Below are 21,510 nucleotides of genomic sequence, written 5' to 3'. Positions count from 1 at the left end.
CCGGGGCCCGGGGCGGACACGGCGGCCGTGGCGCGTATCGCACAATCTATCGTTTCGAGTGGCGCCGCAGCGCCTCGGGTGCCGTTCGTTCTTTCACAGCGCACACGATCGGATCACGGTACACGCGCCGTCCCGGTGTTCTCTAGGAGTCGTGCGAGCGCACCCTGGACCGGGTGTGTGCGCCGCCCACTCACTCGTAGACGTGCGGCGAGAGCGTGGCGATGCAGTCCAGGTTCCGGTACTTCTCCGCGAAGTCCAGGCCGTAGCCCACCACGAACTCGTTGGGGATGTCCCAGCCCACGTAGCGGACGTCCACGCTGGTCTTCATGGCGTCCGGCTTGCGCAGCAGCGTGCAGATCTCCACGGACCTGGTGCCGCGGGACTCCAGGTTGGTGCGCAGCCAGGACAGCGTGAGCCCGGAGTCGATGACGTCCTCCACGATCAGCACGTCCTTGCCGTGCAGGTCCGTGTCCAGGTCCTTAAGGATGCGCACCACGCCGGAGGACTTGGTCCCGGAGCCGTAGGAGGACACCGCCATCCAGTCCATGGGGTACTGGCCGTCGAGCTCGCGCATGAGGTCAGCCATGATCGGCACCGCACCCTTGAGCACACCCACCAGCAGGACGTCGCGTCCCTCGTAGTCGCGGTCGATCTGCTGGGCGAGGTCGCGGACCTTCTCGGCGATCTGTTCCTTGGTGAACAGGACGCCGCTGAGGTCGTCCTTGACGTGTTCGGCCTTCACTGGGCGCTCCCGGGGTTGTTCTGGGTGGACGATGTCTGCTGAGCCGCCGGGGTGGGCTCCCCGCGCAGCTCCAGGCACCCCCGCGCGTGGTCCGCGTCCGAGCGGTGCCGCCACGCGGCCACTTTACCCGCCATCTGCACGGGCCCGGCGGCGCCGTAGCCCAGGGCGAAGTCCTCCAGTGCGCCCAGCCGCTCGAACGTGGGTGTCTCCCCGCCCGCGTCCACGCACGCCCGGGCCAGCACACGACGCCGCAGCGCGGCCGGCATCTGCTGGAGCCCCGCGCCGTCGAGCAGCACGGACGACGCCGCTGTGCCCTCCACCTGCACCCGGGCGTCGTCGTACGCGGCGGCGGCCTGTTCCTCGAGGTAGTCGGCGTCCGCCCCCAGGACAGACGCGGTGCGGGCCAGGGCGCGCGCGACGCCGGGACCCAGCTGGGACTCCAGGAACGGCAGGACCTCGTGGCGGATCCGGGACCGGGTGAGGGCCGTGTCCGCGTTGCTGGGGTCGTGCCAGGGCTGCAGACCCTCCGCCGCGCACACCGTCTCAGTCTCCGCGCGGGTGATGTTGAGCAGCGGACGCAGGTAGCGCACACCGTCCTTGACGAGGCTCTCGGGCATGCCCGAGAGCGAGCGCGTGCCCGATCCTCTGGTGAGACCCAGCAGCACGGTCTCCGACTGGTCGTCGCGGGTGTGGCCCAGCAGCACCGCGGCCGCGCCCGTGCGCTCGGCGACGGCGCGGAACGCCTCGTACCGGGCGAGGCGTGCGGCCATCTCCGGACCGGTGCCGGTGCCGGTGCGGGCCACGTGCACCCGTTCCACGTAAACCGGATCCAGTCCCATGCCCCGCAGGGTGGCCGCCGTGCGTGAGGCCACCTCCGCCGAGCCCTCCTGCAGCTGGTGGTCCACCACCATGGCCCCCACCCGCAGCCTTCCCCGGCGCAGCAGGTGGGCGGTGGCCGCCGCAAGGGCGAGAGAGTCCGCGCCTCCGCTGCAGCCCACGAGCACCAGGGGCGGGGCGGTGCCGTTCCCCAGGTCCGGCCCGAGCGCCGCGTCCACGGTGCGCTGCACCGCGCGCCGCGCCCGTGCCACGGCGGGATTCAAGCGCCCGGTGCGTCCCTGCTGCACGCGCTCAGTCCTGGGTGGTGCCGGTGCGCCGAGCGCACTCCTCGGCCATGGCCAGCACCTTGGAGAGCACCGGGGTGCTGTCCCCGAGCATCACCAGGGCGCGTTCCAGCTCCCCCGCCGGCACCACGCCGGCCAGCGCGGACACGGCATCCGTGTCCTTGGTGATCCCCGTGCGGATCTGGGACGTGGAGAGCACCGGCTGCGATGCCTCCACCCTGGTGAGGACCGCCTCGAGGTCCGAGGCCCCCGTGCTGTCCTCGAGCATGACCAGCCGTTCGTAGACGGCCGGATTTCCGATCTTGATGCGTCTGCCGCTGATGAGTTGGGAGAGCATGGGCGCGGACAGGCCCAGGACCTGTGCCAGTCTGCGCTGCGTAATGCCGTAGGCCCCCACCACGGCGCCAAAACGCTCTGACAGCGGCTGACCGTACAGCCGAATCTGCTGATTGATGTTTTCAGAGCTCACGGGCTCATCTTGACACACCGGACCTGGGCGTCGCCCCCGGGTGTGGAACCGGGTCTCAGGCGAGAACCCGCCGCATCCAGGCCTGTGGGTCGTGGATCTCGGCCTCGGTGGGCAGCGTCTGTGGGGAACTCCACACCGTGTTGAACTGCTCCATCCCCACCCGCTGCACGATGTGCTCCACGAACTTCTGGCCGTTGCTGTACTGGCGCATCTTGGCGTCCATGCCCAGCAGGGAGCGCACTAGGCGGTCCAGGGCGCCGTGCGTGGAGGAGCGGGAGTCGAACCGGCGCCGGATGGTCTTCACCGACGGCACGATGCTCGCGTCCACCGCGTCCATGACCGCGTTCGCGTGCCCCTCCAGCAGGGACATCACCGCGGTCACGTGGGACAGGGTGGCGCGCTCGGCGTCCGTGAGGAGGTGGGTCATGGGACCGAGTCCCGCGTCCGGGCGGGGGTCCTTGGAGCGGCCCGCGAGCGAGGCGCCCACGGAACGCAGTCTCTGCCACGCGGTCGCATCCAGCGAGCCCAGCTGGGAGATCTGGCCCAGCATGTGGTCCCGCAGCCACGGTGCGGCCGCGAACTGCACCCGGTGCGTCTGCTCGTGCAGGCACACCCACAGCCGGAAGTCCTCCGGGGAGACGTTGAGCTCCTGCTCGGTCCACAGCACGTTGGGAGCCACGAACATGAGCCGCCCGCCCGGGTGGGAGCGGGCCGCCTGCTCGGACACGAGACCCGCGTACGGGTCGTACTGCCCCAGCACCTTGGAGGACAGGAAGCCCACCAGCGCACCCATCTCCGCGGCGGCGGCCGTGGGTGCCATCCCGCGTCCGGCGGCGTCGAACGTGGCCGGGTCCTTGCTGCGGAGCCTGTCGAAGACCGGCTGCAGGAGCACGGAGAACGTCTGCGTGTTGGCCTTGGACCACCCCGCCCGGTCCACCACGAGCACCGTGGAGTTCCGCAGGTTCTCGGCGGCGTCCAGTCCCGTGATGGTGTGCACGTGGTGCACGGACTCGTGTGCGAAGTAGCGCAGGGACTCCACTGCTCTGGACATCTCCCGCGGGGAGGGGGTGGGTCCTGCGGGGGTCACCTTGGCGGCGATCTGGGCGGCGGCGTCCCAGTCGACCAGCGAGCGGCGGGTCAGTTCTCGGCTCATGCGCTCACTCAACCACACCGGGCTGACGTGCTCGGTGGGAAGTCACCCGCCGCAGACCGCCGAACGGAGGGAGCGCACCACGCCGGCACGCCCGGGTCGGCCGTCCCGCACGACCTTGCGTGCGACCCGGAGTCACCCGGTCCGCGCGAGCTCCGCGACCGTGCGGTCCACGTGGTCCTTGGCCTCGTCCGTGCTCCCCGTGACGCCGTTGAGCACCACGGAGTACACCAGCACGCGCCCGTCCTCCCGCTGCACGTACCCGGTGAGCGCCACGACGTCCAGCAGCGTGCCCGTCTTGGCACGCGAGACGCCACGGGCGGCTGCCTCCTGCGGATCGTCGAAGCGCTCCGAGAGCGTGCCGGTGCCCCCGGCCACGGGGAGACCCCGGGCGTACGGGGCGAAACGCGGCTCGGTGAGCAGCGTGTCGAGGGCGCCCGCCAGCGTGGTGGGGGTGACCCTGTTCCCCGGTGCCATGCCGCTGGCGTCCAGGACGTGCAGGCCGGTGGCGTCGATCCCGTGCTCCCGGAGGGTGGCCGGCAGCATGTTCTGGACACCGGCCACGCCGGCCTCCCGCCCGGAGCGCCCAGCGGCCACACGGGCCAGCGTCTCCGCGAGGGAGTTGTCCGAGTGCGCGAGCATGTAGGCGCTCTGCTCGTGCACGGGTGCCGACTCCACGCGGGCGACCTCCCGGGCCTCCGCGGGCGCACGGGCCCGACCGCGCGCGGTGACCCGGGCGGCGTCGCCGAGCTCTGCCTGCAGCTGGCGCGCGAACTCGTCGAGGGCCGCCACCGCGGGATCCTCGGGCCGCTCCCCCGCGGCCCCCGGATCCGTGCCGTCCCGGGCGGGCACACGGTGCGAGTACAGGGCGATCGGGGAGACCCGCGTGATCTCCCCGGAGGCCACGTCCTCGTCCTCCCACGCGGGGTTGCGGTCCGGTCCCGCGAACAGACTCGTGTCCACCGTGACGGACACCGGCCCCGAGACGCCTCCCGGGGTCTCCTGGCGCATGGTCTCGGCGGTGCGCTGGGCGAGTGTGCCCAGCCCGGCGTGGCCGTTGACGGCCCCGGGATCCCCCGCGCCGGGGGCGAGCAGCGTGTCCCCGCCCGCCACGAGCGTGAGCTCCCCGGGTTCCTCGCCCGCGACCACGGTGGTGGCCAGCCGCTCCTGGGGCGCCACGTGCTCGGCCACGCTCAGGGCCGTGAGCACCTTCTGGTTGGAGGCCGGGACCATGGGCTTTCCGGGTGACCGCCCCGCGAGCGCGGTGTCCTGCCCAGCCTCTTTCACGGTGGCCGCCGCGGTGCCCGGCGCCCCGGCCAGCCCCGCGTGCAGAGCGCGCTCCACCTCTGCGGGGTCCAGGGGCGCGGGGGCGGCGGCTTCCTCGGACGACGACGCCGCCCGGGGCCCCGCGTCCTCCGCACCTGCGGACGCGCTCGAGGTTCCGGACCCCGCTTCTCCCGCGGCGGCGTCGTGAGCCTCCGATCCGGCGGAGGACGACTCCGGTGAGGCGCCGGCCCCGAGCTCCGCGTGGGTCCGCCGCCACTGGGCCGCGGGTGCGAGCTCGCCCGCGATCGCGGGGACCGCGAGCACACCCGCCACCGCCACGGCGAGTGTGAGCAGCACGCACACGAGCACCCACGGGAGGCGGGCGGCCCGCGAGCGCCGGGAGGAAGATGGCATGGCCCCATTGTTCTGCACCGCTCCGACGGGGACAACGCGCCGCCCGGTTCTCAGGACTCGCGAGGTCCGTGTCCCTGGACGAGAGGGACGACCCGCGCCCCGGGGTGCCCGCGGTGACCGGGGTGACGGCCCGGAACCCCGGGCAACCGACGTGCGGTCGGCGGGCGGCCGGTGGGACCGTGACGGGCGTGGCCGGTATCGTGGAGTCATCTGCCCACGCGCCCGGTGCGCCGTGGGCGCCGGGTGAGCGCGCTGCCCGGGTCACATCATCACGACTCAAGGAGTGTCACCATGGAGCTGGACGTCACCATCGAGATCCCCCGCGGCTCTCGCGTGAAGTACGAGATCGACCACGAGACCGGCCGGATCCGCCTGGACCGCGTGCTCTTCACCTCCATGCAGTACCCCACGCACTACGGCTACTTCGAGGACACCCTGGGCGAGGACGGCGATCCCCTGGACGCCATGGTCATCATGGACGTGGACATCATGCCCGGCGTGATCGTGGAGGCCCGTCCCATTGCCGTGTTCAACATGACGGACGAGGCCGGCGGGGACGCCAAGGTGCTGTGCGTGTCCACCGACAAGCGCTACGACGAGATCCAGGGCCTGGAGGACGTCAACGAGTTCCGCCAGAAGGAGATCCAGCACTTCTTCGAGCGCTACAAGGACCTTGAGCCCAACAAGTGGGTCAAGGGTGAGGGCTGGGAGGGCAAGGAGACCGCCGAGCGTCTCATCGTCGAGGCCCAGCAGCGCTTCGAGCAGTCGCAGTACGACTCCGCCGCGGAGGCCGAGCAGGACGGCTGATTCCCACAGGACTCCGAGGGGTCCCCGTTGCCGGAGCGCTCCGGCGGCGGGGACCCCGTCGTCTCACGGCTCCTTATGCGTGTCGCCGGGCCGTGGTCGGATGATCCTGGATCGTCGCGGCGCCACCTGGAGGGCTCGGCGGCGCGATGGTCTCTGACGAAGCTCTCCCGCGGCGGTGACCCCCACCGCACACCCGTTGTCCACCCCGGAGGTGACCGTGCACGACCCGCAGGACGAGAGCGCCGCGCGCGTCTACGTCTTCCACGGCACGGACTCCACCCAGGTGCTCGGTCCGGAGCACCTGATGGACCGGGTCCGCACCTTGCTCTCCGCGGCCGGGGCCGTGCCGCTGCCCTCACCCACCGCCCACCCGGACATCGCCTCCCGACCGTTCACCTCGGAGGCCGCTCAGCTGCCCGGTGACACCGGGCCCGTCCCGTGGTCGCGGGAGCGCAGCAGCGTGGCCGAGGTCTCCGTGGACCTGGGTGCCGAGCGGTTCTGGGACCGGATCGAGGCGGGCAGCTTCGCCACGTGGCGGGACCGGTGGCCGGAGTCGCCGCAGGCGCCCCTGTTCCCTCCCACCACTCCGGACTGGCTCGCTGGAGCACCGCGCTGGGAACTGGATCCGCTGGCCCCCGCCCTGGGCCCGGCGGCGTCGGGCGGGTGGGTGCGCAGTCCGTCCCGGGCCTGGGACCAGCCCGCAGCTGCCAGGCCTCCCGCGCAGACGCACGGTCCGGCCGGGTCGCGGCACCACGGGATCGGACTGTTCCAGCTGACTGACCTCGAGTCCTTCTGGGTGTTCCCTCCCGAGGAGGACGTCCCGGCCGTGGTGGCCCGCTGCGAGGCCCTGGCGCAGGACCACCCCGCGTTCTCGTGGCTCACGGGCTACTTCGACGCCCGGGACGTGGCTGGTTCGCTGCGGCTGCCCGCAGAGTGCCTGCCCCTGCTGGCGGCGGACCTGACGGGGGCCGGACATCCCGTGGACACCTGGTGGTGAGAACCGGGGACGCGTTCTCCCCGGGTGAGAGCGTGCGCTCTTGGTCCAGGGCGCTATCCCTCGAACGTGCCGGGGGCCTCGCACAGCCGCAGCAGCGTGGCCGCCGCGGGGCGGGCCCGCCACTCCTCGTTCCACAGGGAGCGGACCACGGCCTTGGACACCGCCTGCGGGGTGATGCCCAGCTGCTGCGCGGCGGCCTTTTGCTGTCCTCGCGCACCGGGGACCATGAGGTCCACCACGCGCCACTCGGCCTCGCTGCGCACGGCCACGATGTGGCCCACGATCCGCAGCACGGCCTCCGCCTGCGCCGCGGCCTCCGGGTCCGCCGCGCTCACACGCACGGCCACACGGTCGGTGCTGCGGGTGTGCTGGGCGGCGTGGTGCCCGAAGCCCATGCCCGGGCCCTCCGCGGTGACGGCCACCCGGCCGTCCGGCTGGTCAACGCGCGTGAGGTACACGTCCCCCACCCCGATGCCCACGGCGTACGCGCTGTTCCGCAACCCGGTCATGGCGGCGTCCACCGCGGCCTGCGGGTCCTCCGTGAGACCGCGGACCACACCGGGGGCCGAGGGCTGGAACGGTGCGCGGGTGGGCAGCGCGCTGAGCCGCCGACACACCTCGCGGTCCGTCTCGGGATCCGGGCGGGATGCGTCCGCCTCGCGCTGGGTCAGGGTCAGGACGAACACGGTCTCAGTATCGCAGTTCCATGAGGTTTCACAGGTCGTGTCCCGCGCCGGTGAGCGTGGACCTCAGAGCAGGGTGCGCAGGACGGTCGCCGCGCCGTCGTCGTACACGCTGCCCGTGACCTCGCGGCTGACCTCGGCCACCTCGTCCGGGGCCTGGCCCATGGCCACGCCGCGGGCGGCCCACTGCAGCATCTCGATGTCGTTGCGGCCGTCCCCCATGGCCACGGTGTGGGCGGGGTCCACGCCCAGGTGCTCGCGGATCTGCTCCAGGGCGCTGGCCTTGGAGACGCCGTTCGCGGCCACGTCCAGCCACGAGGACCAGCCCACGGAGTAGGCCACGCCGTGCAGACCGGCCTGCTCGATCGCGTCCGCGAAGTCCCCGGGGGCGTCCGTGGCGCTGTAGACCACCAGGCGCACGGCCGGGATCTCGGCGAGCTCGTGGATGTCCACGCCCACGGCCTCGATGCCGAAGGAGGCGTCCTGGAAGCGCTCGGTGGAGTAGAACCGCCCGTCCGCCCCCTCGAGCGCGAACTTGGCGGTGGGAAGCTTGCTGGCCAGTGCCTTCAGGGCGTTGGCGGGGTCGAAGCTCACGCGGTCCGTGACCTCGTAGTGCTCCGGCAGCTCGGGGTCCAGCCGCAGGGTCACTCCGCCGTTGGAGCACACGGCGAAACCGGACTCGATGTGCCCCTGGCGGATCACGGGCAGGGTGGCGCCCATGGACCGGCCCGTGGAGATCACCACGTGGTGCCCGGCACCCACCACGGCGCGCAGGGCATCCTTGACGCCGCGGGACATGTGGCCGTCGTGGTCCACGAGCGTGCCGTCCACGTCCAGCGCCACGAGGTACTGGACGCCGTCCTCCCTGGTCCAGGAGCTGGAGCGCGGGGTCTGGATCTTCATGGGCGCGAACGCGTCCGCGGCGCTCGTCGCGCGCTCGTCGCGCGGTCGTCGGTGCGCCGGTCGTCGGTGCGCCGGTCGTCGGTGCGCCGGTCGTCGGTGCGCCGGTCGTCGGTGCCGGCCTGGATGTCAGTCATGAGAGTCATGGTGTCACATGAGCACGGGGGCATGTCCGCCGGTGGACGCCCGGGTGACGCGGGGGTGAAGTCCCCTGCGCACCGCCACGCACGACGCCGCCCGCTCGCCGCGCGTGGGCACGGTGGGCGGGCGGCGTCGTGGACGGGCCGCGGCAGGACGCGGTCAGGCGACGGGACGCAGGACGTCCTGGCCCCGCAGGTAGGGCCGCAGGATCTCGGGGACCGTCACGGAGCCGTCGGCCTGCTGGTGGGTCTCGAGCAGGGCCACGAGCCAGCGGGTGGTGGCCAGCGTGCCGTTGAGGGTGGCGACGGCGCGGGTGCCGCCCTTCTTGGCCTTTCCACCGGCGTCCGTGGTCTCGGGCAGCCGCTCGCGGATGTTGAGGCGGCGGGCCTGGTACGTGGTGCAGTTGGAGGTGGAGGTCAGCTCGCGGTACTTGCCCTGGGTGGGGATCCACGCCTCGCAGTCGAACTTGCGGGCGGCGGACGTGCCCAGGTCACCTGCGGCGGTGTCGATCACGCGGTACGCGAGCCCGCACGCCTGCAGCATCTGCTCCTCCCACGCGAGCAGCCGCTCGTGCTCCGCAGCGGCGTCCTCGGGGTGGCAGTAGACGAACATCTCCAGCTTGTTGAACTGGTGCACGCGGATGATCCCGCGGGTGTCCTTGCCCGCCGAACCGGCCTCGCGGCGGTAGCACGAGGACCACCCGGCGTAGCGCAGCGGGCCGTCCGAGAGGTCCAGGATCTCGTCCGCGTGGTAGCCGGCCAGGGCCACCTCGGAGGTGCCCACCAGGTAGAGGTCGTCCTTGCCCACGCGGTAGATCTCGTCGTCGTGCTCCACGTCGAAACCCGTGCCGTTCATGATGCCCGGGCGCACCAGGTTGGGCGTGGTCATGGGGACGAAGCCGTTGTCCAGGGCAAGGTCCTGCGCGGCCATCAGCAGCGCGGTCTCCAGCCGGGCGACGTCCCGCTTGAGGAAGTAGAAACGGGAGCCGGAGACCTTGGCGCCGCGCTCCATGTCGATGCCGTCCAGCAGCTCACCGATGGCCAGGTGGTCGCGCGGCTCGAAGCCCTCGGCCGCGAAGTCCCGGGGCGTGCCCTCGGTGCGCAGCTGCACGAAGTCGTCCTCACCGCCGGAGGGGATGCCCGCCACGATGAGGTTGGGGAACTGGGCCACGAGCTCCTGCTGCGTGGCCTGGGCCTCGTCCGCCGCGGCCTGGGCGGCCTTCACGTCCGAGGCGAGCTGCTTGACCTGCGCCAGCAGCTGTTGCTTCTCCTCACCCTGGGCCTTGGCCACCTTCTTGCCGAACGCGTTCTGCTCGGCCCGCAGGGACTCGAACTCGGTGATCGCGCTGCGGCGCCGGGAGTCCGCCTCGAGGATGCGGTCCACGAGTCCCGGGTCCGCCTCGCGGGCGGTCTGGGAGGCACGGTAGGTGTCAGGGTCGGCGCGCAGCTCGTTGATGTCGATCACCCGTCCAGGGTATCCAACGGAGGCTCGGGGGCGCGATACAGCGTCCCGGACCGCCACGGCGGCCCCGCCACCGTAGACTGGCCGCTACCGTCTCCACCCCCCTTCTCAACCGATCCAGGAAAGGGTGCCCGTGCAGGATCATCCGTGGGAACCCCAGCGAGTGGCCGTCGTGGTCAACCCCATCAAGGCCCTTGCCGACGTCGCCCGGGACTCGGTCATCATCGCGTGCCGCAAGGCAGGCTGGGCAGATCCCGTGTTCTACGAGACCGAGGCGGACGATCCCGGGTTCTCCATGGCGCGCCGCGCGGTGGAGCAGGGCGCCGACGTCGTGCTGGCCGCGGGCGGTGACGGCACCATCCGCGCGGTGGGCGAGTCCCTCGCCGGCGGCGACGTCCCCCTGGGCCTGGTGCCGCTGGGCACGGGCAACCTGCTGGCCCGCAACCTCGAGGCGGACCTCGCGGATCCGCACCACTCCGTGGACGTGGCCCTGTTCGGCTCGGAGAGGTCCATCGACACCGTGGTCATGCACCTGGAGACCGCTGACGGCCGCACCGAGGACCACCGCTTCCTGGTCATGGGCGGTGCGGGCTTCGACGCGCAGATCATGGCCGACACCAAGGACAACCTCAAGGACCTCGTGGGCTGGGCCGCGTACGCGGAGGCGGGGGCGCGCCACCTGTTCAGCGGCCCCCGGTGGGCCCGCTTCAGCCTGGACGGCGGGCCGTGGGTCTCGCGCCTGGTGCGCTCCGTCATGATCTGCAACTGCGGGGAGCTCACGGCGGGGATCGTGCTGGTGCCCAACGCCAAGCTCGACGACGGCTTCCTGGACCTCGTGGTCATGACCCCCCGCTCCGTGGTGGGCTGGCTGCGCATGATGGCCAAGGTGGTGCTGCAGCACCGCCACGAGCCGCCGGTGATCGACTACTACAGCGGCAAGACCGTGCGGGTGGAGTTCCACGAGCCGATCGAGTCCGAGGTGGACGGCGACCCCCTGGGGGACGTCAAGGCTTTCGAGACCACCATCGACCACCGCTCGCTCAAGGTGCGCGTCCCACCGTCCCAGGCCGACGACGCCGGCATCCGTCAGCGGGATCCCGAACGGGGCGCCTGAGCGGCTCCCCGTCCAGAACGGAGAGCGCCCCGGCCCGAAAGATGTTCTTCCGGGCCGGGACGCTCTCGTTCAGGCAGAGGCGCGTCAGAAGGCGCCGGCCAGCCCGAAGATCACGGCGGCCACCGTGAAGCCCACCACACCGATGATGGTCTCCAGCACCGTCCAGGTCTTGAAGGTGGTGCGCACGTCCATCTCCAGGAAGCGGCCCACCAGCCAGAACCCGGAGTCGTTGACGTGGGAGAGCACCACGGAACCAGCCGCCACGGCCACCACCATGGCGGCCAGCTGGACCTCGTTGTAGCCCCCGGCCAGCACCGCCGGGGCGATCAGCCCGGCGGCCGTGGTCAGCGCCACGGTCGCGGAGCCCTGCGCCACGCGCATCACGGCGGCGATCAGGAACCCGGCCAGGATCACGGGGATGCCGAGGTCCGAGAGGACGTCCTCGAGGGCGTCGCCGATCCCGGATGTGCGCAGCACCCCGCCGAACATGCCACCGGCGCCGGTGATGAGGATGACGGAGCAGACCGGGCCCAGGGCGGACTCGAAGGTCTTCTCGATCGCGGAGCCGCTGAGCCCGCGGGCCCTGCCGATGGCCAGGGCCGCGACGATCAGGGTCAGGGTCAGGGCGATCGGGGTCTCACCGATCGCGCGCAGCAGCTGGAACCAGGTCTGCGAGGCCGTCTCCTCGGACACGGCCCCGGACTTGGCCAGGGTGCCCAGCCCGGTGTTGAGGAAGATCAGCAGCATGGGCAGCAGCAGGATGCCCACCACGCTGCCCACCGCGGGCGGGTTCGCCACGTCCTCCGCGCGGCCCAGGATGGTGGGCACGGGGAGGTTGATGCGCCGGCCCACGATCTTGCCGAACAGGTAGGAGGACAGGTACCACGCGGGGATCGCGCAGATCAGGCCCACCAGGATGATGTAGCCCACGTTGGCCTCGAAGAACGTGGCCGCCGTGACCGGCCCGGGGTGGGGCGGCAGGAACACGTGCATCACGGAGAACGCGCCCACGGCGGGCAGAGCGTAGGTGAGCACGCTGCCGCCCAGCCGACGCGCGACCGAGAAGACCACGGGCAGCATGACCACCAGACCGGCGTCGAAGAAGATGGGGAAGCCGAAGAGCAGGGAGGCCACACCCAGTGCGAGCGGTGCCCGCTTCTCGCCGAAGACCCCGATGAGCTTGTCCGCGAGCACCTGCGCGCCGCCCGAGGTCTCGAGCAGCCGCCCGAGCATCGCCCCGAGGCCCACGAGCAGAGCTACGTTGGCCAGGGTGTTGCCGAAGCCGTAGAGCATCACGGGGACCACCTGGTCGGTGGGGATGCCCGTGACGAACGCGGTGAGGGCCGAGATGATGATCAGAGCCAGGAACGCGTGCACCCGGAACTTGATGATGAGCACCAGCAGCACCGCGATGGCCGCCGCTGCGATGAGTAGGAGCGGGCCCGCTGTCAGCGTCTGGCTCCAGCCCTCGATCTCCATGGACGTCACTGTCCTTTCAGGTTGTCGACCCACGAACGGGCCTGGACGAACGCGGCGTCGCTGTGGTGCGAGGCCACGGGGACCACGAGCTGGTCAGCCCGGGGGTACGACCCGAGGAACCGGGTGCGGGGACAGATCCGGCGGACGCCCATGAGGGCGTCAGCCACCCGGTCGTCCTGGATGTGCCCGTCGATGTCCACGGAGAAGAAGTAGTCGCCCAGGTGGGTCTTGGCGGGGCGGGACTCGATGCGCGTGAGGTTGACCCCGCGGGTGGCGAACTGCTCGAGGATGTCGAGCAACGCCCCGGGGCGGTCCTGCCACAGCGGCACCACCAGGGAGGTCTTGTCCGCTCCGGTGGGGGCGGGCATCCGGGCGTCCGGGCGGGCCACGAGCACGAAGCGGGTCACGGCCTGCTTGTTGTCCCCGATGTCCTCGGCCAGCACGTGCAGCTCCGGGTGGGCCGTGACGACCACGGGTGAGCACACGGCGGCGTCGTAGCCGAGGCCCTCGGTGCTCACACCGCCCGCGCCGTCCAGCATGGCCACGGCGGACGCCGCAGTGGAGGGCGCCGGAACGTATGCCACATTCGGCATGTTTTCCTCCACCCAGCGGCGGATCTGCGCCCACGCCACCGTGTGGGTGGACACGGTGCGGACGTCCGCCAGCTCGGTGCCCGGCGGCGCCACGAGCGAGAACCGGATGGGGACCACGATCTCCCGCAGGATCCGCAGCTCGGCACCGAAGGAGACGTCGTCCAGCGTGGCGGTCACCCCGCCCTCCACCGAGTTCTCGATGGGCACCACGGCGGCGTCCACGCGTTCCTCACGAACGGCGGCCAGCGCGGCGGGCACCGAGTTCATGGGAGTCCGCTCGGCGGCGTCGGCGCCCGGGACCTGCATCAGGGCGGCCTCGGTGAACGTGCCCGCCGGGCCCAGGAACGCGTACCGACGGGCGCGTGGCCCCGGGTCCACCGGACCCGGGGCCACACCGGAGACAGCGGCGTTCACAGAACGCGCGCCGCTTCCCCGGTCTCGGACACGATGGGCTTGCCGGCGTCCGCCCACGCACCCATGCCGCCCAGCACGTTCACGGGGTCGTAGCCGTACTGCGCGAGGTACGCGGTGGCGCGCAGCGAGCGGCCGCCGGAACGGCAGATCACGTAGACGTCCTGGTCCAGCGGGACCTCCTCGGAGCGCTCCGCAAGCTCGGACAGCGGCAGATGCTGCGCGCCCTCTATGTGCCCCGCGTCCCACTCGTTCTGCTCGCGCACGTCCAGCACGGGAGCGCCCGCCGGGATCTCGTCCACGGTTGCGGACGGCAGGTTGTTCACGTTGTCCATGGGTTCCTCCGTAGTGGGCCCGGCCGTTTCTTCCGGTGCCCCACCATAGTGCCCATGAGCGCGATCACGTTCCGCGCCACGGTTCAGCGCGAGCCGGACCCGGCGCGGCACTCTCGTCCGAACGCCCGGGTGCCGTGCGCCGCCGCCCCTGGTGCGCCGCGCCGACCGCCGGGGACGACGCCGCTCAGCGCACCTCGTTCTCGCCGGGCTCGGCGGCCACGTGGTCGTCGTCCTCACCGGTGGTCTTGAGCTCGGGCAGGCCCTTCTTGGCCACGTGGCGCTTGGAGAACTCGTAGCCCACGGTGGTGGCCACGATGATCAGCACACCGGCCAGCAGGCTGTAGTACCAGTGCGGGTTGCTGAAGTCGAACATGATGTAGAGGGAGAGCACCACCAGGAACGTGAGGCACACGTAGTTGGTCACCGGTGCGCCGGGCATCCTGAAGTTCACCGGCGCCACCTGGCCGCGGTCCACCTGACGGCGGTAGCCCAGGTGGGACACGAAGATCGAGATCCACCCGAAGAGCACGAACACGGAGCACGCGCTCAGCACCACTTCGAACGCGTCCGCGGCACCCAGCGCGTAGATGAGCACGATCCCGAACAGGTCGAAGACGAAGATGCACAGCAGGGCTCCGGAGGGGACTCCGCGGTGGGAGACCTTGGACATCACCTCCGGGGCCTGGCCGTGGGCCGCGAGGTTCCGCAGCAGCCGCACGCACGCGTAGAGCGTGGCGTTCACACCGGAGATCGCCGCCGTGAGCACCACGAAGTTCATGATGCCCGCGAGCGCCGGGATGTTGAGCGAGGACAGCGCGGTGACGAACGGCGACTGCTCACCCGAGTACTCGGAGGTGGGCAGCAGCATGGACAGCACCAGGATGGAGCCGATGTAGAAGATGGCGATGCGCAGCACCACGGAGTTGATGGCCTTGGGCATCGACTCCTCGGGGTCCTTGGCTTCGCCGGCGGAGACGCCCACGATCTCGATGGCCGAGAAGGAGAACACCACGCCGGTCATCACGACCACGAGCTGCAGCGCCCCGTTGGGCGCAAAGCCCTGGTTCCACAGGTTGGACACGGACGCCGCGGTGGGGGCGTTGAAGATGTCGCCGGCCACCACCAGGATGATGCCCGCACCCAGGAACAGCAGGATGGCGAGCACCTTGATGGCCGCGGCCCAGGTCTCGATGAACCCGTAGAGCTTCACGCTCAGCAGGTTGCAGCCCACGATGGTCATGGCGGCCACCAGGGAGGGGATCCAGCCCGGGATCTCGGGCCACCAGAACTGCACGTACACGGCGAGCGCCGCGATCTCCCCCACGCCGGCCACCGCGGAGAGCGCCACGTAGATCCACCCGGTCATGAACGCGAACCGGTTGCCCACGAACTCGCGCGCGTAGGAGACCCACGCGCCCGTGGTGGGGCGGTGGATCACGAGCTCTCCGAGCGCCCTCATGAGCAGGTACACCACGGTGGAGACCACCAGGTAGGACAGGATCAGCGCAGGACCGGCGGTGGCCAGGCGCTCGCCGATGCCCAGGAACAGGCCCACTCCGATCGCACCGCCGATGCCGATCATCTGGATCTGGAAGTTGCCCAGGGACTTCTTGTACCCCTGGTCGCCCCTCTCCTTGTAGACGGGCATGGGGCCGGTGGCCGGCGCCTTGGGGTCGAAGGGCATGAGTTCTCCTGGGTGGGAGGGGGTGTGCGTCCGTGGCGCTCGTGCTGCGCCCGGCGTCCGGCACTCACACCGGAAGCACACTTCGTTGTCCATGAGGTTAGCGGCACACAGTGCGCCCGGGGTGACACTGCGGCGTCGTGACGGGACCCGGGCAGCGTCCGCGCCGCGGGACGGACCGCGTTCCGCGGCGCCTGCGTCCACGGTCCCCGCGGCGTGTCGTGGCGCACGGCGCGGGGCCCGTCGTCGAGCGCGGCGCGAGGCGTGACACGGGCGACGGCGCGCGAGACGATGGGCCTCTGCCCGCGAGTCGTGGACCGGCCCGCGCGGCACGCAGCGGGCACGTGCGGCCCGAACCGACCGGAAGCAGGACGGCACCCATGGCCCTCGACGTCATCTTCACGAACGGCATCATCCACACCCAGGACCCGGAGCGCCCCATGGCCCGTGCCCTGGGGGTCCACCACGGCCGGGTGGTGAGCCTGGACGACGACCTCGCACCGGAGCTCTTCGACCGCACGGTGGACCTGCGCGGCGCCACCGTGGTCCCCGGCTTCCACGACGCCCACTGCCACCTCACCATGCTGGGCGAGGCCCTCGTGCAGGTGGACCTGCGCCCGACGACCGTTCCCACCCTGGCCGAGCTGCTCGACGCCGTGGCCGCCGCCGCGCGGGATGCCGCGCCGGGCGAGTGGGTCCTGGGGCAGGGCTACGACCAGAACCACCTGGGCGGCTCCCACCCCACCGCCGAGGCGCTGGACGCCGTGGCGCCGGAGAACCCCGTGTGGCTGTGGCACAACTCCCGGCACATGGCCGTGGTCAACACCGCCGCGTTCGAGGCCGCCGGGTACCCCGGACGCACCGGGTTCACCGTCCCCGAGGGCGGCAGCGTGCCGCTCGACGAGCACGGCGCCGCGCTGGGGCTGCTCGAGGAGACGGCGCGCGGCCTGGTCTCCGGGGCCATGCCGCCCAAGACCACCGCACAGGTGGCCGAGCAGATCGGGGCCGCGAGCGACGTCGCCCTGGCCGCCGGGATCACGTCCGTCACGGAACCCGGGCTGGGCGCCCCCGAGCACCTGGGGCAGTCCGTCACGGACCTCGCGGCATACCAGCTCGCGCGGGAGCAGGGGCGGCTGGGCGTGCGCGCCACCGTCATGCCGTACCTCACCACGCTGCACCCGGTGGGCGCACAGGACGCGCCGGACGCCGCAGACGCCCGGGGTGACGACGCCGCTGGGTCCCCTTCCGGCGCGGGCGCGGCCGGTGCGGACGGGGACCACGCGGACCGGCCCTTCGGCCTGGACCTGGGGCTGCGGACGGGGCTGGGGGACGACCGGCTGCGCATCGGCGCGGTCAAGGTGCTCGCGGACGGTTCGCTCATCGGCCGCTCCGCGTTCATGACCGAGGACTACGCGGCGGACGCGGAGGCCGGCGTCTCCAACGCCGGGTACCTGCAGTTCCCACGGGAGTGGCTCGAGGAGCGACTGACCGCGGCGCACGCGAACGGCTGGCAGCTCGCCGTGCACGCCATCGGGGACGGGGCGGTGGACGTGGTCCTGGACGTCCTCGAGGCGGCGCAACGGCGGTTCCCCCGCGAGGACTGCCGCCACCGCATCGAGCACTTCGGTGTGGCCAGCGACGAGCAGGTGGCCCGGGCGGCCCGGCTCGGCGTGGTTCCCGTGCCCCAGGGCCGGTTCGTGAACGAGCTCGGGGACGGCATCGCCCGGGCCATGGGCGAACCGCGCACCCGGTTCTGCTACCGCATGAGATCCCTGCTGGACGCCGGCATGGTGGTTCCCGCCTCCACGGACGCCCCCGTGGTGGACTACCCGCCGCTGGCCAACATCCACGACATGGTCAACCGGTCCACGTCCTCCGGCGCACCGTTCGTGCCGGAGGAGCGCGTCACGGTGGCCGAGGCGGTGCACGCGTACACCGTGGGCAGCGCGTACGCCTCCCACCAGGAGCACGAGAAGGGGCGGCTGGTGCCGGGGATGCTCGCGGACTTCGCGGTCCTCTCCGACGACATCCACACGGTGGACCCCGCGACCATCCGTGACCTGCGGGTGACCGCCACGGTGGTGGGCGGCGAGGTGGTGCACGGCTCCGTGTGACGCCCCGGCGGTAGGATCGCCGGACAAGCCCCAGAACGGTGATTCGGGCCACACTCGACCCGGAGTCAGGAGAACCCCATGCCCCAGCAGTCCGCCGGCCACCTCATCGTCGAGTCCCTCAAGGCCCACGGCGTGGACCGCGTGTTCAGCGTGCCCGGGGAGAGCTTCCTGGACGTCCTGGACGGGCTCTACGACTCCGGGGTGCAGAACGTGGTGTGCCGCCAGGAGGGCGGGGTCACCTACATGGCGGAGGCGCACGGCAAGCTGACCGGTCGCCCCGGTGTGGCCATGGTGACCCGCGGTCCGGGGGCCTCCAACGCCTTCGTGGGCATCCACCTGGCATGGCAGGACTCCACTCCCCTGGTGCTCTTCGTGGGACTCGTCCCGGTGGCCCACCGGGAGAAGGAGGCGTTCCAGGAGTTCGACCCGCACCAGTGGTTCGGCTCCCAGGCCAAGCGCGTGATGGTCCTGGACGAGGCGGACCGCGCGTCCGAGTACGTGGCCGAGGCGTTCTTCGCCGCAAGCTCCGGACGGCCCGGGCCGGTGGTGGTGGGTCTGCCCGAGGACGTCATCACCCAGCTCACGGACGCGCCCGTGGTTCCTCCCGTCCCCGTGGCCGAGGGTGCCGTGGGTGCCGACGAGCTGGCCGAGCTGCGGGAGGCACTGGAGCGAGCGGAACGCCCCGCGATCCTCGTGGGCGGACCCCGCTGGAGCCCGGAGGCCGCGCGGCAGGTCACGGACTTCGCCGAGCGCCACGGCATCCCCGTGGTCTCCGACTGGCGGGCGGCGGACCGGGTCCCGGGCACCTCCCCCGTGAACGCGGGCGAGACCGGCTACGGCCGCAGCCGGGAGACGATCGAGACCCTGGAGCACGCGGACGTGCTGCTCGTGGTCGGCGGGACGCTCTCGGACATCCCCACGGACGGGTTCACCGTGCGCCAGGACCGCTCGGCCGTGAACTGGATCGTCAACATCGACACCTCCCTGCGCCAGCACTCCGGTGCCGTGACCCGCCAGATCCTGGCCTCACCGGTGGCCTTCGGCCGCGTCCTGGCGGATCTCCAGCTGGGTGGGCACCCGGACTGGTCGCAGTGGCTCGAGAAGCCCGTGGCCGCCCGCCGCGCCCGCTACGAGATCCCGGCCTCCGCGGGGGACAACGCGCCCGGCACCGCGGACATGACCCTGGTGATGAAGGCGCTGATCCCCCACCTGCCCGAGGACGCGGCGGTGGTCTACGGCTCCGGCAACCACACCGCGTGGGCGAACACGTACGTTCCCACGGGGGCCTACCCCTCGCAGCTGTCGGTGCGCAACGGCACCATGGGCTACTCCGTGCCCGGCGCGGTCTCCGTGTCTCTGGAGCAGCCCGAACGTTTCGTGTTCGCAGTGGCCGGCGACGGCGAGTTCCTCATGAACTCGCAGGAGCTCGCGACCGCCCGGCAGTTCGGCGCGCACCCTCTCATCATCGTGCTGGACAACGGCCAGTTCGGCACCATCCGCGCGCACCAGGAGAACCACTACCCCGGCCGCGTGTCCGGCACCCAGCTGGAGAACCCCGACTTCGCCACCGTGGCCCGCGGCTACGGGGCCTTCGGTGCGCGCCTGGAGCGCAACGAGGACATCGAGGGGGTCGTCGCCGACGCCGTGCGGGCCGTCACCGAGGACCGGATCCCGGCCGTGGTGCACGTGGTCGCGGACCCCGCGAAGCTGCTGCCCGGCATGTAGCTGTCCCCGCAACGGCGACGCACCGCGCCCCTCGGGTCCGGCGCGGCGTCGTCGTAGGGTGGTGCCTGACGATCGGAGGCCACCGCGCCGCCGTCGCCCCGGCGCACCACGAGGAGTCCCATGCACCGCCTGTTCCACAACGCCACCGTCCACGCCATGAACCCGGCCACGGGCTGGACCCCACAGGGCCAGTGGCACTCCCACGACATGCCGCACCCCGATGCGATCCTCACCTCGGAGGACCGGATCGTGGCGGTGGGCGAGTACCGCGCACTGCGTGACATGGCTCCGCTGGGGACCGAGCGCACGGACCTGGGCGGAACGTATGTCCTGCCGGGCATGGGCGACGGGCACATCCACTCGGCCATGTACTCGCGCTCCCTCATCGAGCCGGACATGCGCGGCTGCGTGAATCTGGAGGAGGCCCTGGCGGTGCTGCGGCCCTACGTGGAGCAGGCCAGGACGGACCCGTCCATCACGTGGATCTTCGGCGGGCAGTGGAACATCAACGCGTGGACGGGCCCCGAGCGTCCGGACCGCCACGTGCTGGACTGGGTGGCCCCGGACGTTCCCGTGGCGCTGAGCTCCCTGGACCTGCACACCCTCTGGCTGAACTCGCGTGCGCTGACCGAGCTGGGCCTGGACCGCACCGTGAAGGACCCGGACGGCGGGGAGTTCGAGCGGGACGAGCACGGTGAGCTCACCGGGGTGCTCAAGGAGGCCGCCGCGATCCCCATCCGGGACGGCCTGATGCAGTCGGACGTCTCCGGGAGCATCGACAGCTACCTGCCCCTGGGCCAGCGTGAGCTGCTCCAGCGCGGCATCACCTCCATCCACGACATCGACGGCGTGGACTGCCTGCACGCCTACCGCAAGCTCCACGACCGCGGTGAGCTGGACATCCGGGTGCACAAGATCCTGCGGCAGGAGCAGATCGAGGACTTCATCCGGCGCGGGATCCGCACCCACTCCGGGGACGAGTGGATCTCCATGGGCCCGCTCAAGCTCTTCGCGGACGGTGCCCTGGGCTCCCACACGTGCCACATGTCCGAGGCGTGGCCCGGCACGCAGGACCACGGGATGGCGGTGATGGAGCCCGAGGAGCTGGAGCACTGGATCCACCGGGCGGCCTCGGCGGGGATCGCCGCCGCCGTGCACGCCATCGGGGACCAGGCGGCCACGGAGGCGCTGGACGCGATCGCGGCCAACCAGGCCATTTCCCGGGCCTTCGGGCTGCGCCACCGGATCGAGCACGCGCAGTACGTCAAGCGCACCGACGTCCCCAGGTTCCGGGAGCTGGAGGTCACCGCCTCCCTGCAGCCGATGCACTGCACCACGGACATCCCCCTCAACGGGTTCCTGGAGGACCGGGACCTCGTGGCCTACGGGTGGAACAGCCTGCGGCGGGCGGGCGCGGAGCTGGTCTTCGGTTCCGACGCCCCGGTGGAGGACCCCAACCCGTTCCACGGCATCCACGCGGCCATCACCCGCACCCGGGACGGCTCCCCCGAGGGCGGGTGGCAGCCGCACGAGATCATCTCGCGCCCGGAGGCCGTGTCCCACTACACCCACTCCGTGGCCCGCGCCTCCTACGAGGAGAACCAGAAGGGCTGCCTGGCCCCCGGGATGCTCGCGGACTTCGTGTGCGTGGACAGGGACATCTTCGCGGTGGACGCGGAGGCCGTGCGGGACACCGTGGTGGAGACCACCGTGGTGGGCGCCCAGATCCGCTACCAGCGCGAGGACTGACACCCGCCCGCGGGCCGAGCCCGGCGCCGTCGTCCGCGGTCCGGGACCCCGGTCCGAACCGGTGCCCCCGCGCACGCGGCGGTGGACTCGGAACCACGGGTGCTACCCCCCGGAAACGACGCCGCCCCCGCACCTTGGAAGGCGCAGGGGCGGTCGTC

The 21,510-nt window shown here is 71.8% G+C and carries 19 protein-coding genes; 6 read left to right on the top strand and 13 right to left on the bottom strand.

Translation table 11 applies throughout. The features are described from left to right. Positions 1–190: 190 nt before the first annotated feature. The 5 genes from hpt to dacB form a co-directional block, all read right to left on the bottom strand. Positions 191–742 carry a hypoxanthine phosphoribosyltransferase gene (gene hpt / locus P8S73_RS09480; RefSeq protein ID WP_019310552.1) on the bottom strand — a complete coding sequence of 184 codons (552 nt, stop codon included), beginning with the start codon at positions 740–742 and terminating at the stop codon, positions 191–193. After that, on the bottom strand, positions 739–1,866 hold the full coding sequence (tilS, locus tag P8S73_RS09475) for a tRNA lysidine(34) synthetase TilS (protein WP_239357781.1): 1,128 nt from the start codon (positions 1,864–1,866) through the stop codon (positions 739–741). Before tilS ends, hpt begins: the two co-directional genes overlap by 4 nt. 4 nt (positions 1,867–1,870) lie before the next feature. Beyond that, positions 1,871–2,332 (bottom strand): hypothetical protein, encoded by a 462-nt coding sequence (locus P8S73_RS09470; protein ID WP_019310554.1) that lies wholly within the window; start codon positions 2,330–2,332, stop codon positions 1,871–1,873. A 55-nt stretch (positions 2,333–2,387) separates the two neighbouring features. After that, the gene (locus P8S73_RS09465) at positions 2,388–3,485 is read right to left on the bottom strand and encodes a zinc-dependent metalloprotease (RefSeq protein WP_121241986.1); all 1,098 of its coding nucleotides are present in this window, start codon (positions 3,483–3,485) and stop codon (positions 2,388–2,390) included. 132 nt (positions 3,486–3,617) lie between these two features. Further along, positions 3,618–5,162: a D-alanyl-D-alanine carboxypeptidase/D-alanyl-D-alanine-endopeptidase gene (gene dacB / locus P8S73_RS09460; RefSeq protein ID WP_070636667.1), complete on the bottom strand. Its 1,545-nt coding sequence runs from the start codon at positions 5,160–5,162 to the stop codon at positions 3,618–3,620. A gap of 291 nt (positions 5,163–5,453) precedes the next feature. Here dacB and P8S73_RS09455 point away from each other — a divergent pair, with 291 nt between their 5' ends. Both P8S73_RS09455 and P8S73_RS09450 read left to right on the top strand, forming a co-directional pair. After that, a complete protein-coding gene (locus P8S73_RS09455) occupies positions 5,454–5,969 on the top strand; it encodes an inorganic diphosphatase (protein WP_019310557.1) in 516 nt (171 codons plus the stop codon). Between the two features lie 175 nt (positions 5,970–6,144). Further along, positions 6,145–6,966, top strand: a complete 822-nt coding sequence (locus tag P8S73_RS09450) for a hypothetical protein (protein WP_070636666.1) — start codon at positions 6,145–6,147, stop codon at positions 6,964–6,966. Positions 6,967–7,019: 53 nt separating this feature from the next. Here the strand turns inward: P8S73_RS09450 and P8S73_RS09445 are convergent, their stop codons facing one another. From P8S73_RS09445 to serS, 4 genes are all read right to left on the bottom strand, one after another. Beyond that, complete coding sequence (locus P8S73_RS09445; RefSeq protein WP_039101037.1) at positions 7,020–7,652, bottom strand: hypothetical protein; 633 nt, start codon at positions 7,650–7,652, stop codon at positions 7,020–7,022. A 63-nt stretch (positions 7,653–7,715) separates the two neighbouring features. Continuing rightward, positions 7,716–8,552: an HAD family hydrolase gene (locus P8S73_RS09440; protein ID WP_100205745.1), complete on the bottom strand. Its 837-nt coding sequence runs from the start codon at positions 8,550–8,552 to the stop codon at positions 7,716–7,718. After that, complete coding sequence (locus P8S73_RS09435; RefSeq protein ID WP_396350352.1) at positions 8,549–8,686, bottom strand: hypothetical protein; 138 nt, start codon at positions 8,684–8,686, stop codon at positions 8,549–8,551. Before P8S73_RS09435 ends, P8S73_RS09440 begins: the two co-directional genes overlap by 4 nt. Before the next feature lie 163 nt (positions 8,687–8,849). Continuing rightward, positions 8,850–10,154, bottom strand: coding sequence for a serine--tRNA ligase (gene serS, locus P8S73_RS09430; protein ID WP_239357785.1), 1,305 nt, complete (start codon positions 10,152–10,154; stop codon positions 8,850–8,852). 130 nt (positions 10,155–10,284) lie between these two features. On the opposite strand from serS, the gene P8S73_RS09425 reads away from it, so the two are divergent. After that, entirely contained in the window at positions 10,285–11,265 is a 981-nt protein-coding gene (locus P8S73_RS09425) for a diacylglycerol kinase family protein (protein ID WP_224764877.1), read from the top strand. A gap of 84 nt (positions 11,266–11,349) precedes the next feature. On the opposite strand, the gene P8S73_RS09420 is transcribed toward P8S73_RS09425, so the two are convergent. From P8S73_RS09420 to P8S73_RS09405, 4 genes are all read right to left on the bottom strand, one after another. After that, the gene (locus P8S73_RS09420) at positions 11,350–12,744 is read right to left on the bottom strand and encodes a GntP family permease (protein ID WP_039101094.1); all 1,395 of its coding nucleotides are present in this window, start codon (positions 12,742–12,744) and stop codon (positions 11,350–11,352) included. 5 nt (positions 12,745–12,749) lie between these two features. Continuing rightward, positions 12,750–13,751: a prephenate dehydratase gene (pheA, locus tag P8S73_RS09415; RefSeq protein WP_019310564.1), complete on the bottom strand. Its 1,002-nt coding sequence runs from the start codon at positions 13,749–13,751 to the stop codon at positions 12,750–12,752. Beyond that, positions 13,748–14,083 (bottom strand): rhodanese-like domain-containing protein, encoded by a 336-nt coding sequence (locus tag P8S73_RS09410; protein ID WP_019310565.1) that lies wholly within the window; start codon positions 14,081–14,083, stop codon positions 13,748–13,750. The genes pheA and P8S73_RS09410 overlap by 4 nt, the downstream gene beginning before the upstream one ends. A 184-nt stretch (positions 14,084–14,267) precedes the next feature. Next, positions 14,268–15,767, bottom strand: coding sequence for an amino acid permease (locus P8S73_RS09405; protein WP_396350351.1), 1,500 nt, complete (start codon positions 15,765–15,767; stop codon positions 14,268–14,270). Between the two features lie 377 nt (positions 15,768–16,144). Here P8S73_RS09405 and P8S73_RS09400 point away from each other — a divergent pair, with 377 nt between their 5' ends. The 3 genes from P8S73_RS09400 (at position 16,145) to P8S73_RS09390 (ending at position 21,352) form a co-directional block, all read left to right on the top strand. Continuing rightward, entirely contained in the window at positions 16,145–17,878 is a 1,734-nt protein-coding gene (locus P8S73_RS09400; protein ID WP_289929342.1) for an amidohydrolase, read from the top strand. A 78-nt stretch (positions 17,879–17,956) separates the two neighbouring features. Then, the gene (locus P8S73_RS09395; RefSeq protein ID WP_070636664.1) at positions 17,957–19,603 is read left to right on the top strand and encodes a thiamine pyrophosphate-binding protein; all 1,647 of its coding nucleotides are present in this window, start codon (positions 17,957–17,959) and stop codon (positions 19,601–19,603) included. A gap of 120 nt (positions 19,604–19,723) precedes the next feature. Further along, the gene (locus P8S73_RS09390; protein WP_271073949.1) at positions 19,724–21,352 is read left to right on the top strand and encodes an amidohydrolase; all 1,629 of its coding nucleotides are present in this window, start codon (positions 19,724–19,726) and stop codon (positions 21,350–21,352) included. Positions 21,353–21,510: the final 158 nt, after the last annotated feature.

This window comes from Kocuria sp. ChxB, assembly GCF_044359605.1.
Taxonomy (GTDB): domain Bacteria; phylum Actinomycetota; class Actinomycetes; order Actinomycetales; family Micrococcaceae; genus Kocuria; species Kocuria rhizophila.
Note: the sequence above shows the minus strand (reverse complement) of the source record. Positions and strands in the feature narration are given on the sequence as shown.